Here is a 16,554-nt window from a genome sequence, read left to right as displayed (position 1 = left end):
ATGTTTGAAGTTTCAGGTCACAACTACATCGCCGGCACTCGCTCGGCACGCGGTTCGAACACCGTGCAAAGCCACGACGCCAGCACCGGCGAAGCGCTGCCGTATCGGTTCCATCAGGCGACCGTGGAGGAAGTGAACGCGGCTGCCGAAGCAGCGGCCACGGCGTACCCGATCTTCCGTAATCTTTCCGCCGCCCGACGCGCCGAATTCCTCGATGCCATCGCCACTGAACTGGAAGCGCTGGATGAGGCCTTCATCGCCCTGGTCTGCCGGGAAACCGCCCTGCCCGCCGGGCGCATTCAAGGTGAACGGGCACGCACCAGCGGCCAGATGCGCCTGTTCGCCACGATGCTGCGCCGGGGTGATTTCTACGGCGCGCGCATCGACCGCGCCTTGCCGGACCGCCAACCGCTACCGCGCCCGGACCTGCGCCAATACCGCACCGGCCTCGGCCCGGTCGCGGTGTTCGGCGCCAGCAACTTCCCGCTGGCCTTTTCCACCGCTGGCGGTGACACCGCGTCCGCCCTCGCCGCCGGTTGCCCGGTGGTGTTCAAAGCCCACAGCGGACATATGGCGACCGCCGATTACGTCGCTGCCGCAATCACCCGTGCCGCGCGTAAAACCGGCATGCCCGATGGCGTGTTCAGCCTGCTCTACGGCAGCGTCGGCGAGGCGTTGGTCAAGCACCCGGCGATTCAGGCCGTAGGCTTTACCGGGTCGTTGCGCGGTGGCCGGGCCCTGTGTGACATGGCAGCGGCGCGACCGCAGCCGATCCCGGTGTTCGCCGAGATGAGCAGCATCAACCCGGTGTTGCTGATGCCCGCAGCGCTCAAGGCCCGGGGCGAAAAAATCGCCAGCGAACTGGCGGCGTCCGTGGTGTTGGGCGCCGGTCAGTTCTGCACCAATCCCGGTTTGGTGCTGGGCATTCGCTCCCCGGAGTTCAGTGCTTTCCTCGAACGTTTTGCCGCGCTGATGGGCGAGCAAAACCCGCAGACGATGCTCAACACCGGCGCGCTGAAAAGCTATTGCCACGGTTTGGACAACCTTCACGCGCACGCCGGCATCACCCACCTGGCCGGCGCCGCACAACAGGGTAACCAGGCGCGGCCGCAGTTGTTCAAGGCCGATGTCAGCCTGCTGGTTAACGGTGATGAGTTGCTGCAGGAAGAGGTTTTCGGTCCGACCACCATCGTGGTGGAAGTTGCCGATCACGCCGAGTTGCTTCAGGCACTTCATGGCTTGCGCGGTCAGTTGACCGCGACCCTGATTGTCGAGGATTCGGAACTCAACACCCTGGCCGAAGTGCTGGCCCTGCTGGAGCAGAAAGTCGGGCGCGTGTTGTTCAACGGTTATCCGACTGGCGTGGAAGTGAGCGACGCCATGGTGCACGGCGGGCCGTATCCGGCGACATCGGATGCGCGTGGCACGTCGGTCGGGACGCTGGCGATCGATCGTTTCCTGCGGCCGGTGTGCTACCAGAACTGCCCGGACAGTTTGTTGCCCGAGGCACTGAAAAACGCCAACCCGCTGGGCATTGCCCGACTGGTTGACGGGGCCAGCAGTCGCGCGGCGCTGCAGGTCATTCAAACCCAGTAACCACTAACAACCAAAAGCAAATCCAGCGCCTGTTGAAAAACAGGCGTCGGACACGCTCGTCCCAAAAACCGCTGTAGCCATAAAAACAACAACAGAGGAACACCAATGAAAGTTCAACTTCACCCGACACTGCGCTTGTCCAAATTGATGTTGGCGCTCTCCGCAGCCGTGCTGATCAATTCAAGCGTTTCCCAATTCGCGGTGGCAGAAACCGCACCCACCGCGACGGCCGCGCCCATGCAATGTGCAACTGAAGCCACACCCCGCTACACCAAGACCCCCACCGGTTACCTCATGGTCCTGCGCATGGGCGACAACGCCTTCAAGGAACTGACCAAACTGGCCATCTCCGAGAAGATCCCGAGCGCCTCCATCAGCGGTATCGGCTTCGGCAATGTGAAGTTCGGTTTCTGGAACAAGGATAAAAAGGACTTCGACGCCAAGGTCTTCAGCAACGTCGAGATGGCCAGCATCACCGGCTCCGTGGCCTGGAAGAACGACCAGCCTTCGATCCATATGCACGGTGTCGCCGGTGACGCGACCTTCCAGGCCTACGGCGGCCACATCCTCGATTTCGATGTGACCACCGGTTCGATGGAAATCACCGTAATCGTGCATCAACGTCGCCTGGAGCGCGGGATTGATCCGTGCATTGGCGCCAACGTCCTGGGTATCTGACGCAAGTTCCAGGCTCCCGCAGGCTGCGGGAGCCACCCTCCTGAATTCGAATTACAAAAAAAAATAGGGGCGATTTAGATGAGCCACAAAAGCACGGCTGTAACCCTCGCGTTAGGCGCCATTGCACTCAGCACCCAGGCACACGCGGACTTCCTGAGTGATAGCAAAGCCACCTTGGGCCTGCGCAACTTCTACTTTAATAACGACAACCGCGATGGCACCGCCACCCCTTCGAAAACCGAAGAATGGGCGCAAGGTTTCATGCTGGATTACAAGTCCGGCTACACCGATGGCGTGGTGGGTTTTGGGGTTGATGCGTTGGGTTTGATGGGCGTTACGCTGGACAGCGGCAAGGGCCGGCATGTTGGCAGTTCGATGATTCCGTCGGACACCGATAACAGCGCGGTCGATCAGTGGAGCCGGCTGGGGCTGACCGGCAAGGTCAAGGTGTCGAAAACCGAACTGCGCCTGGGCACGTTGATGCCCAAGCTGCCGATCCTGGTGTCCAACGATGGCCGCCTGCTGCCCCAGGCCTTTGAAGGGGGCCAGATCACTTCGGGGGAGTTCAAGGACCTGACGTTCACGGGTGGCCGAATCGAGCACGCGACGGGCCGGGGTTCAAGCGACCAGACCGGGCTGGCGGCCACCGGCGGTACGCGGGAAAGCAATGCGTTCGACTTCGCCGGCGGCGACTGGAAAGTCACCAAGGACCTGACCGCGCAGTACTACTACGCCAACCTCGACAACTACTACACCCAACAGTTTTTCGGTCTGATCCACACGTTGGCGATTTCGGAAGGTCAGTCCCTGAAAACCGACTTGCGTTACTTCAAGACCGACTCGTCCGGGGCCAATGGTTCGGGTACTTCGGGGTACAAGATCAGTGGCTTCACCGAGAGCGGTGACGGCGAGATCGACAACAAAACCTGGAGCGCCGCGCTGATCTACAGCCTGGGTGGGCATGCGGTTACCGCCGGTTATCAAAGCGTGTCGAGCGGCAGTGGTTTTACTCAGCTCAACCAAGGCTCCTTGCCGGACAAAGGTGCTGCTGGGGTCAGTCTTTATTTGTACACCGATCGTTTGATCCAGACGTTTACCCGTGCGGGTGAGCGCACGTCGTTCGGGCAGTATGCGTATGACTTTGCGGCGCTGGGGGTGCCGGGTCTAAAGGCGTCGGTCATGTACCTGAGCGGGGACAACATCAAGACGGTGTCTGGCGATAACCAGAAGGAATGGGAGCGGGATATCAGCCTGGATTACGTCCTGCAATCCGGTGCGTTGAAAGGGGTCGGATTCGGCTGGAGAAATGGCAAGTCGAACAGCGAAGCGTCCCGCAACCAGGACCAGAACCGGCTGATCGTGAGCTACAGCATCCCGCTGCTGTAGGAGCAAAGCTTGCTTGCGAAGGCGTCTGCACATCCAACATCTTCGCTGACAGTCACACCGCTTTCGCGAGCAGGCTCGCTCCCACATTTGGATCTCGGGTGGATGCAAAACTTGTGATCAACCTCAATTCCCTGTGGGAGCGGGCTTGCTCGCGAAGAGGCCATCACATTCACCATCCTCATCGCCTGACACACCGCCTTCGCGAGCAAGCCCGCTCCCACATTGGAACTCGGGTGGATGCAAAACTTGTGATCAACCTCAATTCCCTGTGGGAGCTCGGGTGAATGCAGGATCTGTGATCAAACCCAATCCCCCTGTGGGAGCGGGCTTGCTCGCGAAGGCGTCGTGTCAGGCAACATCGATGTCGACTGTTACTCCGCCTTCGCGAGCAAGCCCGCTCCCACAAGGGATTGAGGTGGATGTTTGTTCAGTTCGGCCTTTTTTCCGCGCTGCCCGATGTACGCGCCCACCCGGCTACCAATTGCGCGGTGATGCTGACCCCGCCGCACACGATGATCACCACGTCATGGGCTTCGGCAATCGCCGGGTGATCGAGGTATGCCACGGCCAGTGACACACCACACGCCGGTTCGACCAATTGGCGCAAGTCGCTGGCGTAGCGGACCACGCCCATGATTGCTTCGTCGTCGCTGAGCACTACGCATTCGTGGGGGAAGTCGCGTATGTGCTCCACCGGCCACGCCGCCACCTGGGCCGCGCCGAGGGAGGTGGCGACCGTGCTGATCCGCGCCAGCCGCACCGGATGCCCGGCCTCGACCGCCGCCGCAAACGACGCTGCGCCTTCGGTTTCGCAGGCGACGATCCGGCAGTCCATGCGTTTGTGGCGGATCAATCCCGTGAGAATCCCTGCCAGCAAACCACCGCCACCGACCGACGTCACGATGACATCGACCTCGGGGCAATCCTCAAGAATTTCATCAATCATCGAGCTGTGGCCTTCCCAGAGCACGGGATGGTCGAACGCCGGCACGTATTCAGTGTTGGCACCCCGCGCCAGTTCCTTGGCCCGTTGATTGGCCTCGTCCCAGATTTTGCCGTGGACGAGCACCTCGGCCCCGGTTCTGCTGATCCGGGCGCGGGTGCTTTCAGGGGTGGTGTTGGGCACGACGATGCAGGCCTTCAGGCCCAGGCGGGCAGCGGCCACGGCGGTGGCAAACCCGGCATTGCCGCCGGACGGACACACCACTTTGCGTTTGCCCTGGGCGGCGGCCTGGGTGCACAAAAGTCCCATGCCGCGCAATTTGAACGAGCCGCTGGGTTGCAGGTTTTCCAGCTTGAGCCAGATGCGCCGGGTGGGCGTGGACAGGGTCGGGTGCAGAATCAGCGGTGTTCGGATGTGCAGCATCAAGGGCTCCTTGTCACACCTCGGACCCGTGGCAAGGCTGCGACGAATCCGGGATGAAGAGGTGAACGTGCCTCAAACAAGCTTAGTTCACCCCTGCCCTCCACTAGCCGTTTCAGCGATAACGCGATGCCGCCGTGGAGTGGCCGAACAGCCCTGACAGCTCCCGGCGTTGAGCCTCATAAGCGTCCCATTTGTCGCCCTGGTGTAGACCCGGAATGGTCACCACTTCGCCCTGCGCCAGTCCGGCCAGTGCGGCATCAACCATGTCCTGGGCCGACATCACGATCTCTTGCGGCAGGTTTTCCACCGGGTTGCCGGCCTCGCTCCAGAAGTCGGTAGCGGTGGCGCCGGGCAGTACGGCCTGGATGTGGAGGCCCTTGTCCGCCAGCTCGTGGTGCATGGACTGGCTCAAACCGAGCACAAAAGCCTTGGTCCCGCCGTACACGCCGTTAAGGATTTCCGGAGCGATGGCAACGATCGAGGAAATGTTGATCACGGTCCCGGCGCCTCGGGCGACGAAACCCGGCACCACGGCGTAGGCCAAACGCATCAGCGCGGTGACATTGAGGGTGATCATCTCTTCCATGTCGTCCACCGGGCTGCCCAGCAGCGGCATGACCCCGCCGACCCCGGCGTTGTTGACCAGCAAGGTGATGCTGGCGTCGGTGCGCAGGATGTTTTCCACCCGCAGCAGGTCGGTTTTATCTTTCAGGTCGGCGGCGACCACTTCCACGGTGCGCCCGGTTTCGTTGCTCAGGTGGTTGGCCAGGGCGTTTAATTTACTTTGGCTGCGAGCGACCAGAATCAGGTCGTAGCCTTGCCGGGCGAGACGGTCGGCGTAGACCGCACCGATGCCGGAAGAAGCGCCAGTGATCAGGGCGGTGCCTTTGGATGATAGTGCCATGTCGAGTTTCCTTCACAGTAAGGGCGATAAGCTCGCCGGGTGTGAACAGTTATAAAGGGACTGACACAAGTCTCAAATGACATTTAAAGTACGTTTTCGGGACATGACCTTTTTGAGGACCTTTCGATGACTTCCGTGGCGTTTGTGGTGTTCGAAGGCTTCCAGTCCATGGCGCTGGCGGCCATGCCGGTGTTTGAGTACGCCAATTTCAGTGCTGGCGAATCTTTATATGAAGTCAGCGTATTGTCCGAAGATGGCCGCACGTTGCGCGCGTCAGGTGGATTGAGCATCGGCACCGAGGCGTTCGATGAGCGGGTGTTCGACACAGTGATTGTGGTCGGTGGCGATGCGATTCTTGAGCAGGCGCCCGATGCAGTGCTGAGTTATGTGCGTGACAGCCTGAAAACCGCGCGGCGCACGGCGTCGATTTGTTCCGGAGCATTTGTGCTGGCCCAGGCCGGGTTGCTTGAGGGGCGCCGCGCCACTACCCATTGGGCCTACGCCCGGGAGCTGCAGGCGCGGTTTCCGACGATCAAGGTCGAGGAAGACCGGATCTTTGTGATCGACGGCTCGATCTGGACCTCGGCGGGCATGACCGCCGGCATCGACCTGGCGCTGGCCATGGTGGAAAAGGACCACGGCGCCGAACTGGCCCGGTCCGTGGCGCAGAAACTGGTGATGTACCACCGCCGCGCGGGTGGCCAGTCGCAGCATTCGGCGCTGCTGGAACTGGAGCCGAAATCCGACCGCATCCAGACCGTGCTCGGTTATGCCCGGGAACACCTGGCGTCGGCGCTGTCGGTGGAGCAGCTGGCGGACGTGGCGCGACTCAGCCCACGGCAATTCAGCCGGGCGTTTCGTGCCGAAACCGGGCAATCGCCGGCCAAGGCCATCGAGAACCTGCGCCTGGAAGCGGCGCGGCAGATGCTGGAACGGGGGCGATTGACACTGGATCAGATTGCCGAGGAAAGCGGCTTCAGTGACCGGCGAAGAATGCGAGAAGCGTTTTTGCGGGCGTTCGGGCAGCCGCCGCAGGTGATTCGGCGTAATGCCAGATCGGCGTGACCCCGCTGCCGGTGATATGAAGCCCGACACCCAACCTGTGGCGAGGGAGCTTGCTCCCGCCGGGCTGCGAAGCGGCCCTAAAAGATGGGACTGCTGCGCAGTCCAACGGGAGCAAGCTCCCTCGCCACAAAAGCCCCGGCGCCCACAGGTTTTTCGCTGACTCCAGACACTCTCTACACTTGTCATATGCAGCCTGTGGAGCTAGCCATGAACATCTCCCCCAAACTGGCTTTTTTCGCCGTCGTGTCCACCCTCGCCTACCTCGGCCTCGCGGTGTGGGGGCTGGGCGGGTTTGCGGCGTTCTTTTCCCATGGTGCGCTGGTGGTGGTGGCGTTGGCGACTGTGGTGATGGCGGTAGCCTCGTTGTTTACCGAGGTCAACCTGAGTTCTGGCGAACGGGAAGACCGGGCCAATCGCTGGGTGCTGCCAGTATTCGGGATTATCGGATTGCTCAGTGGTTATTTGCCGGCCTACACCGATCGCATCGACTTCTGGAGCTTCGGTGACGAGGGCGTGCGCTGGCTGGGTGCGTTGCTTTTCATTGTCGGCGGGGCGTTGCGCTTGTGGCCGGTGTTTGTGCTGGGCAAGCGCTTCAGCGGGTTGGTGGCGATTCAGCCGGGGCATACGCTGGTCACCGACGGGATCTACCGCACCTTGCGCAATCCCAGTTACCTGGGGTTGATGGTCATTGGCATCGGCTGGGCGCTGGCGTTTCGTTCGGGGGTGGGGGTGATTCTGGCGGGGTTGACGTTGATCCCGTTGATTGCGCGGATTCACTCCGAGGAAGCGCTGCTGCGGGCGCAGTTTGGGCGGGAATATGAGGAGTATTGCGGCAGGACGTGGCGGCTTATCCCGGGCATCTACTGAAACACCTCGATCAACATTTTGGGAGCGGGCTTGCTCGCGAAGGCGTCGTGTCAGTCACCATTGATTGTGGCTGACCCATCGCCTTCGCGAGCAAGCCCGCTCCCACAGGGGAATGGGGTTGGTCAGGAAGAATGCAGGCGGATTCGGCCATCGGCATCGGTGCGAACTTCGGCCGATGCGTAATCAGCCATCGTGGCATGCGGCGTCTGGATCGGATGATCATGGGTCGAAGTAATCACCAGCAAATCCGCCTCCGCCGCTTCAGCCGCTTGAATCCCCACGGTAGCGTCTTCAAAAATCAGGCACTCCGTCACCTCAACCCCCAACCGCTGCGCCGCCAGTCGATAACCGGCCGGATCCGGCTTGCCTGCCTTCACGTCCTCTGCCGTGACCATCACCGAAGGCTCGGGAATCCCCGCCGCCGCCATGCGCCGCAACGCCAAGGCTCGCGGCGCCGAAGTGACAATTGCCCATTGATCAGCGGGCAGCGTTTTCAGAAACGCAGCCGCGCCAACCACTTCGACAATCCCTTCCACATCCTCGATTTCTGCCTCGGTAATCAACGCGGCCTCCGCCTCGGCATCCAGCCCCGGTAAGCCCTGGCGATTGATGGTGTCGATGGCGCGCGCGCCGTGAATCGTCGGCAGGAATTTCGCGACATCGATGCCTTGGCGCAACGCCCAGGCCGTCCAGATTCGCTCGGCGGCGGCGATGGAGTTGAGGACGGTGCCGTCCATGTCGAACAGAAAGGCGCGGTATGGCGTATTGAAAACGGATGTTTGAGCAGGCAAAAGACAGCTTCCTATTGCAAGGGGCCGGGTGGGATGTGGGCAATGTACCACCGACAATCCATCACAATCGACGCAGAAGCTGCCGAAGGCTGCGATCTTTTGATCTTGCTTTTAAAAGACAAAATCAAAAGATCGCAGCCTTCGGCAGCGCCTACACGGGACGGTGGGATTTCAGGGCTCCTTCGACGCAATCGAGCAACTGCCCCAACGCCCAAGGTTTCTTGATGAAGGAAACCGCGTGCCGCACCCCGGCGCTTTCCGGGGTTTCGAAACCGGACATGATCATGATCGGCTTGTCCGGCCAGCGATCGCCGAACTCGTTGGCCAGGTCCGCGCCGTTGCGTTTGCCGGGCATGGTGATGTCGGTCAGCAACAGCATGACCTTGCCCGAGTGTTCTTCCAGATACAGCGTGGCCGCATCGGCGCTGATTTGCGGTTCTACGACAAAGCCTTCTTCCTGAAGAATTTCGCAGAGAAATTCCAGAATCAGCGGGTCGTCCTCCACCACCAGAATCAAGCCGCCAGGTAACGACTCGCCCGCCATTGTTATTGGATTCATGACCTGACCACTCCCTGATTGCATAAATGATTTCGCAGCTCAAATCTGCCACCTATCAGGTATGAGCGGCTGACTGAGCGGAAATTCATTTTTGATACAGGCCAAGTTGAAATCAGGCGTCCTGCAGGATCAGATCGGCGCCCTTCTCCGCCACCATCAGCACGGCGGCGTGGGTATTGCCGCTGGTCACGTTGGGAAAAATCGACGCATCGACAATGCGCAATCCATCAATTCCGTGAACCTTCAACCGCTTGTCGACCACCGACCGCTGGTCATCCGCACCCATCGCGCAAGAGCCGCACAGGTGATAAATCGAGCCGCTGTTCTCGCGAAAGTACTGCAACATCTGCTCGTCGCTTTCGACCACCGGCCCGGGCAACACCTCGGCGACGGTGATGTCTTTCAGTGCTGGCGCCTGCATGATCTTGCGCATCAGCCGACTGCCCTGGATCACCTCGTCGATGTCCTTTTGCGTGCTCAGGTAGTTGGGGTCGATCAGCGCCGCGTCCCGTGGGTTTTTCGAGGCAATCTCGATATGTCCGCGACTGGTGGGCCGGCACGGGTTGAAGCACAGCAGGAAGCCTGAATACGGCTCGGGCTTGAGGCTGGCCTTGTTGTTTTTCGGGATCTGGTACGACAGCGGGTTGAAGTACAACTGCAGGTTCGGATTGGCCTGGGTGTCATCACCACGGAAGAACCCGCCGGCCTGGTTGACGCTCATCGCCAGCGCGCCCTTGCGGGTCAGCAGGTATTTGAGGCCGAGTTTGAACTGGCCGAACAATGAGCTGAGTTGATCGTTGAGGGTCGGGATATTGGCTTTGTAGTAGTAGCTGGCGCACAGGTGATCCTGCAGGTTCTGCCCCACCGCCGGCAGGTGCTTGACCAGCGGAATCTGATGTTTGGCCAGCAACGCCTTATCGGCGACGCCGGATAATTGCAGGATCTTCGGTGTGTCCACGGCCCCGGCGCAGAGGATGACTTCCTTGCGCGCGGTGAAGGTGCGGACCACGCCATGCTGGGTCACGGAAATACCGGTCGCCCGCTCGTTATCAAACAGAACCCGATCCACCAGGGCGTAATGTTCCACCGCCAGGTTCGGCCGACTCAGGGCCGGGTGCAAATGCGCGAAGCTGCTGGAGCTGCGCTGGCCATCCTTGGTGTTGACGTCGTAGATGCCCGAGCCTTCGAATTTCGGGCCGTTGAAATCGTCGCTATGCGGGTAGCCGAGTTCGTCGCAGCCCTTGAGGAACACATCACAGATTGGATGAGTCTGGCCCTTCATCGGGGTGATGCTGATCGGGCCGCTGCCGCCGTGGTATTCGCTGTCGCCCAGCGGGTGATTTTCGAGTTTGCGGAAGTACGGCAGCACGTCCTTGAAGCCCCAACCGTCGTTGCCGTTGGCCGCCCAGTCGTCGAAGTCATGGGCCTGGCCACGGACGTAGACCATGGCGTTGATCGAACCCGAACCGCCCTGCACTTTGCCGCGCGGGGCGTAGATTTCGCGGTTGTTGAGCTGCTTTTGCGGCTGGCTGTAGTACATCCAGTTGAAGGTCGGGTTGTAATACATTTTCGCGAAGCCGACCGGGATCTTGAACCACAGGGAGCTGTCCTTGCCGCCCGCTTCCAGCAGCAGCACCGTGTACTTGCCCGAGGCCGTGAGGCGATTGGCGAGAATGCAGCCGGCGGCACCCGCGCCAGCGATGATGTAGTCGTATGTCATGTAAGTCGTTGTCCAAATAAACCGTCAGGCGCAAAACCCCTGTGGGAGCGGGCTTGCTCGCGAAAGCGGTGTGTCAGGCACCATAGATGTTGAATGTGCCGGCCTCTTCGCGAGCAAGCCCGCTCCCACAGGTGTCAGCCCCTGGCCGGCGATGTGTCTTTGACGTCGGCCGGGGTCGGCGCCATTTGCAGGTGCAAACGCTCGCCGGTGTACGGCGAATGCCGGCGCACCACGTCCATGTTTAGCTCCACCCCAAGGCCCGGCTCGGTGGACGGGATGATGTAGCCGTCCTCCCATTGCAGCGGCTTGGTCAGTACTTCGGCGTGAAAACCACCCCAGGTCATGATGCTTTCCTGGATCAGGAAGTTCGGCGTGCAGGTCGCCAACTGGAAACTCGCCGCCGCGCCGATCGGTCCGTTGTAGAGATGCGGCGCGATCTGCGCGTAATAGGCCTCGGCCATGCTAGCGATCTTCTTGGCTTCCAGCAGACCGCCGCAGCGGGCCACGTTCATCTGCAAAATCGACGCGCCGCCGGCCTGCAACAGCTTGAAGAATTCGTACTTGGTGGTCAGCCGTTCGCCGGTGGCAATCGGGATCGTGGTTTTGGCCGCAACTTGCGCCATGGCGTCTTCCTGACCCGGCGGCACCGGTTCTTCGAACCACAACGGGTCGTATTTCTCCAGGCGTTTGGCCAGACGAATCGCCGAGGACGGCACCATTTGCCCGTGGGTGCCGAACAGCAAGTCGCACTTGTCGCCCACCGCTTCGCGGATCTTGCGGCAGAAGGTTTCGCAGCGCTCCAGCACCTCCAGGGAAATCTGGTGCCCGGAGTACGCGGTGTACGGCCCGGCCGGGTCGAACTTCACGGCGGTGAAGCCTTTATTCATGTTGTCGATGGCGCATTCGGCGGCCAGGTCCGGGTCGTCGTAGTCGTACTCACCCTTGCTGTTGACCGGGTACAAATAGGTGTAGGAACGCAGGCGTTCGTTGACCTTGCCGCCGAGCAATTCGTAGACCGGTTTGTTCGCCGCTTTGCCGATGATGTCCCAGCAGGCCATCTCCAGACCGCTGACCACGCCCATCATGGTCAGGTCCGGACGCTGGGTGAAACCACTCGAATAGGCCTGGCGGAAAAAGCGCTCGATGTGGTGCGGGTCGTGGTTGAGCAAGTAGCGTTCGAACACGTCTTCGATGATCGGCAACATGGCTTTGGGGCCGAAAGTCGCGGCGTAGATCTCGCCCACGCCTTCGATGCCGCAATCGGTCTTGAGCTTGACGAACAACCAGTACATGCCGCCGATGTGCGGTGGCGGTACGGCAACGATGTGGGTTTCAAGGGCGACGATTTTCATCTCAGGCACCTGTTTTTTTCAAAGATTGACGATTGATCCGCGCGCGCAAGGTCAGGGCCGCGAGGGTCCCGAGCAGGCCGACGAAAGCGATGTAGCCGAAATACAGCTTGTAACCAAAGGCACCGGGGAAATGTTCCGTGAGGTAGCCGTTGATCAAGGGAATAAAGGCATCCGGCAGGTAACCGACCACCGAGACAATGCCGATGGCCAGGCCGGTGATGCGCAGCGGAATGTTGCAGGTGTCGAGGATCGCCCAGTACAGGCCGCGAATCGCGTAGGTCATCAGGCCGATGAAAATCACCGTGCCAATCAGCAAGCCCATGCTGTTGAGCGCCGGGAACACGATCAGGCCGACCATCGCCAACGTCGCGAGGAGCAGCGCCACGATCAGCACCGAGATGTTTGAGAACTTGTCACCGAGCCAGCCACCGCCGATGCCGCCAATCGGGCGCATCCACAGCTTGATAGTGGTAATGGTGCCGGCCATGACGGCGGTCATGCCGCCGCCCTGCAAGTAATCGGAGAAACTGTAGGTGGCCCAGAAGATGTGGTAACCGCAGAACACGATGGCGGTGACCAGCCACAGTTCAGGAATTTTCACCAACGTCGCCAGGTCGCTGAGCAGGTTGTACTTGCCCTTCTCCACCGCGCCGGTGTCGTCCATCGACTTCGGGTCCTTGATCAGCACCAGCACACAGCCGATGGCGATACAGGTGAAGGCGTAGAGGTAAACCACGTGCTTGAAACCTTCAGCGGCGGACTCGCCACGGGTTTCGGTGGCGAAGGCAAACAGCCCCAGAGCGACGGTGGCCAGCAAGGCTTCCACCAGCCCACGACCGCCATCGAGGATGCCGAAGAACCGGCCCTGTTCCGTGTGATGGGCGATCATCTTTACGCGCTTGAGCACCGAGGCCCAGAACGTCAGGCCGGTGGTCAGCCCCCAGCAACCGAAGATGATCATCAGACCGGTCATCGACGGCGCTGTGGAGTACCAAAGCCCGAGGGCGCCGGTGGCCACCAGCGAGAAGAAAATCAGAAAACGTGGCGCAATCCGGTCCGCCAGCCAGCCGCTCGGCAAGTAGCTGAGCAGGAAAATCGTGCCGAGCATCGAGTACAGATAACCCAGCTCGCTGTGGTTGATCTGGAACACCTCGAGCATGGTGGTCTGGTAGACCTGGCGCAGGTACAGGATCGGATAGATCGCACCGGCGGCCAGTACCAGCAGCATCAATTGGATGTAGCGACTTCCCTTGTCACTGTGGCTTTTTGAACCCGCGTTCGAACCCTGAACAGCGGCAACAGTGGTTGCAGGCTTGGACATCGAGTAGACCTCTGGCGCCCAGTGGTCTGGGCGCTCTGATAATTGTTTTTATATATATCTCAGGTGTACTCAGGCCTTTGTGGGAGCGGGCTTGCTCGCGAAAGCGGTGGATCAGGCTATTGATGTATCTACTGACACATCGCCTTCGCAAGCAAGCCCGCTCCCACATAAGCGAGAGGGTGCTGCACGTGGATCAATAGTTCATGACGACCAGTCGGGTCTGGGTGAACTCAAGCATGCCGTGCTTGCCGTCATCGCCGCCCAGGCCGGAACGTTTCCACCCGGCGTGGAAGCCCTGGTACGGGTCGGCCGGGGTGCGATTGACGTACAACTCGCCGGCCTCGATGGCGTTGGCGACCTTCATGGTGGTGCGGTAGTTCTCGGTGTACAGCACCGAGGACAGGCCGAACTGGTGATCGTTGGCCATGGCCAGCGCTTCGTCGATGTCGCGGTACTTGAGCACCGGCAGCACCGGGCCGAAGATTTCTTCCTGGATGATTTCCATGTCCTGGCGGCAGTTGCTCAGCAGGGTCGGCGGGTAGAAATGACCGTTGCCTTGCGGGATAAAACCACCTGTTTCCAGTACAGCACCGTCGGCGACGGCGCGCTCGACCATGGCGTGAATGTTCTGTCGGGAACTGGCGTTGACCAACGGACCCATCAGGCTGGCGTCGGTGGCGCGGTCGCCGAATTTCACAGTGCTGATCTTGGCTTTGAGCAGCGCGAGAAACTGGTCGTAGACGCTTTCCTGCACATAAACCCGCTCCACTGCCGTGCACAACTGGCCGCAGTGGGTGGTCTTGGAGGCCACAATAGCGCTCGCGGCGGCTTCCAGGTCGGCGTCAGCTTCGATGATCGCCGGGGTTTTGCCGCCCAGTTCCAGGGATGGCTTGGCGATGTTGGCCTTGCAGTAATCGAGCACGATACGCCCGGCGTTGACGCTGCCGGTCAGGGTGATCAAACCGACGGCTTTGTGGGTGCACACAGCGGCGGCGGTGGCGTGGTCCATGGTCAGGATGTTGACCACGCCCGCAGGCAAGCCGGATTGCTGCACAGCCTTGGCGATTTCAAATGCGGACGTTGGGGTGTTGTTGCTCGGACGCACCACTACGGTGTTGCCGGCAATCAACGCCGGGGCGATTTTGCGCAGCAAGGTGTAGACCGGGTAGTTGAACGGGATCAGGCACGCGACCACGCCAATGGGTTCGCGGTGCAGGAACAGGTTTTCGTTGGGACTGTCGCTGGGAATGATCTCGCCTTCGATCCGCCGCGCCCACTCGGCGTGGTAACGGGTGATCTGCGCGGCGTAGCGAGCTTCGTTGCTCGCGTCGCTGACACTCTTGCCGGATTCGGCGGCCAGGGCGGCACCGATATTCTCGGCGCAGGCGTCCAGGGCGTCGGCGAATGCGCGCAGGTGTTCGGCGCGTTCGATGCTGGTGAGCTTGCCCCAGACCTTCTGGGCAGTGGCGGCGGCGTCGACGGCGGCGGTGGCTTCAGCGCCGGTGGCCGCCGAGACGTGCCCGACCAAGCCTTCGGTCGCCGGGTTGTAGACTGCAATCAGCGCATCGCTGGCAGGCTCAATGAAGTGACCGTTTACAAAGTTTCGCTCGAGTCGCATGTGCATCGCCCATCGTTGTTTTTATCCAGTTCCCGCAGTCTTGGCATCCGGGGCGGGTTGAACAAACGATTTATTGAGCGGGGGAACATTCGAAAAATGCATGTTAATGAGATCGCCCCCTCACCCCAGCCCTCTCCCCAGAGGGGAGAGAGGGAAAGGGAGCCGATCTTCATACTGTTCAAACCCGAGTTCGGCGAGATATTTCAGGTCGATGTAACTTGTCCAAACAACTCGGTCGGCCCCCTCTCCCCTCTGGGGAGAGGGCTGGGGTGAGGGGTCGTTCTAAAGGCAAACTCAACTTCCGGAAGACGCCGCCGTAGAAGGTTCGAGCTGCCGTTGCGCCAGCCAGATTTCTTCCTGCAACCACTGGCTGAACACCTGTAATTGCGGCATCAGAGTCTGCTCCGGCCGGGTCACCAGCCAGTAGGATTGATGCCCTTCCACGTGCACGTTCAGCACCTGGGTCAATTGCCCGCAGGCCAGTTCCGGGGCGACCATGTGCCAGTCGGCGATGGTGATGCCCAGGCCATCGGTCGCCGCGCGAATCGCCAGGTCCAGCAGGTCGAATTCATAACCGCCCTGGGTGTCGACACCACTGATTTTCGCCGCGTCGAGCCAGTGTTTCCAGGTAAGGTAGCGCTGGTCTTCCCGGGCCAGTACATGCAGCAGCGTCAGGCGATTGAGGTCGATGCCGCCCTCGCTCCATTCCCGCGCATACAACGACGGAGCGCACACCGCGATGTGCCGTTCCTGGATCAACAGCGAGCTGTCCAAACCATCCCATTCGCCATCGCCAAAACGGATCGCGCAGTCCAGGGTGCTGGTTTCCGCGAGGCTGTCCTGCAGGCGAGTGGTAATGCTCAGCTCCAGTTCCGGGTGCTTCTCCCGCAGGCGTCCCAGGCGCGGCATCAACCAGCGGCTGGTGAAGGTCGGCGGCGCGTTGATGTGCAGACGATTGGCGTGGGATTTCTGCTGGATGCTGCGCACCGTCAGCTCGATCTTGTCGAAGGACTGGTGCAGCGCCCGCAGCAACACCCGGCCGGCGCTGGTCAGTTCGAGGTGATGATGCCGGCGCTCCAACAGGTTCTCGCCCAGTTGTTCTTCGAGCTGGCGCACCTGCCGGCTGACCGCGCTCTGGGTGACATTGAGCAACTCCGCCGCCCGGGTAAAGCTGCCGGTGCTGCCGGCCACTTCGAAGGCTTTGAGCGCATTGAGCGCGGGCATTTTGCGTTTCATGAAGGGGACTCGCGCAAGGGCTGACGAGCGCCAAGCATCCCACGGCTCGGGGGAAATTTCCTGAGTAACATGCATTTTTGTGTTGTGCGGGGTGA

General features: G+C 60.9%; 14 protein-coding genes. 5 read left to right on the top strand and 9 right to left on the bottom strand.

The annotated features are described in order from the left end of the window. From ACIQY3_RS02480 to ACIQY3_RS02470, 3 genes are all read left to right on the top strand, one after another. Entirely contained in the window at positions 1-1,596 is a 1,596-nt protein-coding gene (locus tag ACIQY3_RS02480; RefSeq protein WP_403016908.1) for an aldehyde dehydrogenase (NADP(+)), read from the top strand. 105 nt (positions 1,597-1,701) lie between these two features. Next, positions 1,702-2,274, top strand: a complete 573-nt coding sequence (locus tag ACIQY3_RS02475) for a PPC domain-containing DNA-binding protein (protein ID WP_403016906.1) — start codon at positions 1,702-1,704, stop codon at positions 2,272-2,274. A 78-nt stretch (positions 2,275-2,352) separates the two neighbouring features. After that, the gene (locus tag ACIQY3_RS02470) at positions 2,353-3,660 is read left to right on the top strand and encodes an OprD family porin (RefSeq protein ID WP_403016904.1); all 1,308 of its coding nucleotides are present in this window, start codon (positions 2,353-2,355) and stop codon (positions 3,658-3,660) included. Positions 3,661-4,087: 427 nt separating this feature from the next. Here ACIQY3_RS02470 and ACIQY3_RS02465 read toward each other — a convergent pair whose 3' ends face one another. Then, entirely contained in the window at positions 4,088-5,026 is a 939-nt protein-coding gene (locus ACIQY3_RS02465; RefSeq protein ID WP_403016902.1) for a pyridoxal-phosphate dependent enzyme, read from the bottom strand. A gap of 112 nt (positions 5,027-5,138) precedes the next feature. Further along, on the bottom strand, positions 5,139-5,930 hold the full coding sequence (locus ACIQY3_RS02460; RefSeq protein ID WP_403016900.1) for an SDR family NAD(P)-dependent oxidoreductase: 792 nt from the start codon (positions 5,928-5,930) through the stop codon (positions 5,139-5,141). Between the two features lie 126 nt (positions 5,931-6,056). Between ACIQY3_RS02460 and ACIQY3_RS02455 the strand changes: the two genes are divergently transcribed. After that, entirely contained in the window at positions 6,057-6,995 is a 939-nt protein-coding gene (locus ACIQY3_RS02455; RefSeq protein ID WP_403016898.1) for a GlxA family transcriptional regulator, read from the top strand. Between the two features lie 207 nt (positions 6,996-7,202). Then, positions 7,203-7,862, top strand: coding sequence for a methyltransferase family protein (locus ACIQY3_RS02450; protein WP_403016896.1), 660 nt, complete (start codon positions 7,203-7,205; stop codon positions 7,860-7,862). A 122-nt stretch (positions 7,863-7,984) separates the two neighbouring features. On the opposite strand, the gene ACIQY3_RS02445 is transcribed toward ACIQY3_RS02450, so the two are convergent. The 7 genes from ACIQY3_RS02445 to ACIQY3_RS02415 all read right to left on the bottom strand — a co-directional run bounded on the left by ACIQY3_RS02445 (position 7,985) and on the right by ACIQY3_RS02415 (position 16,459). Further along, positions 7,985-8,653 carry an HAD-IA family hydrolase gene (locus tag ACIQY3_RS02445; protein WP_403016895.1) on the bottom strand — a complete coding sequence of 223 codons (669 nt, stop codon included), beginning with the start codon at positions 8,651-8,653 and terminating at the stop codon, positions 7,985-7,987. Positions 8,654-8,804: 151 nt separating this feature from the next. After that, positions 8,805-9,212: a response regulator gene (locus ACIQY3_RS02440; protein ID WP_403016893.1), complete on the bottom strand. Its 408-nt coding sequence runs from the start codon at positions 9,210-9,212 to the stop codon at positions 8,805-8,807. Between the two features lie 112 nt (positions 9,213-9,324). After that, the gene (locus tag ACIQY3_RS02435) at positions 9,325-10,932 is read right to left on the bottom strand and encodes a GMC family oxidoreductase (protein WP_403016891.1); all 1,608 of its coding nucleotides are present in this window, start codon (positions 10,930-10,932) and stop codon (positions 9,325-9,327) included. Positions 10,933-11,066: 134 nt separating this feature from the next. Beyond that, positions 11,067-12,284 (bottom strand): mandelate racemase/muconate lactonizing enzyme family protein, encoded by a 1,218-nt coding sequence (locus ACIQY3_RS02430; RefSeq protein WP_403016889.1) that lies wholly within the window; start codon positions 12,282-12,284, stop codon positions 11,067-11,069. 1 nt (position 12,285) lies between these two features. Beyond that, complete coding sequence (locus ACIQY3_RS02425; protein WP_403016887.1) at positions 12,286-13,605, bottom strand: nitrate/nitrite transporter; 1,320 nt, start codon at positions 13,603-13,605, stop codon at positions 12,286-12,288. 193 nt (positions 13,606-13,798) lie between these two features. Beyond that, positions 13,799-15,223, bottom strand: coding sequence for an aldehyde dehydrogenase (gene aldA / locus ACIQY3_RS02420; RefSeq protein WP_403017636.1), 1,425 nt, complete (start codon positions 15,221-15,223; stop codon positions 13,799-13,801). 294 nt (positions 15,224-15,517) lie between these two features. Further along, positions 15,518-16,459 (bottom strand): LysR substrate-binding domain-containing protein, encoded by a 942-nt coding sequence (locus ACIQY3_RS02415; protein ID WP_403016885.1) that lies wholly within the window; start codon positions 16,457-16,459, stop codon positions 15,518-15,520. Positions 16,460-16,554 lie beyond the last annotated feature (95 nt).

The sequence above is a fragment of the Pseudomonas sp. NPDC096950 genome, from assembly GCF_044762525.1.
Lineage (GTDB): Bacteria > Pseudomonadota > Gammaproteobacteria > Pseudomonadales > Pseudomonadaceae > Aquipseudomonas.
This window is presented reverse-complemented; position numbering and strand designations above follow the sequence as displayed.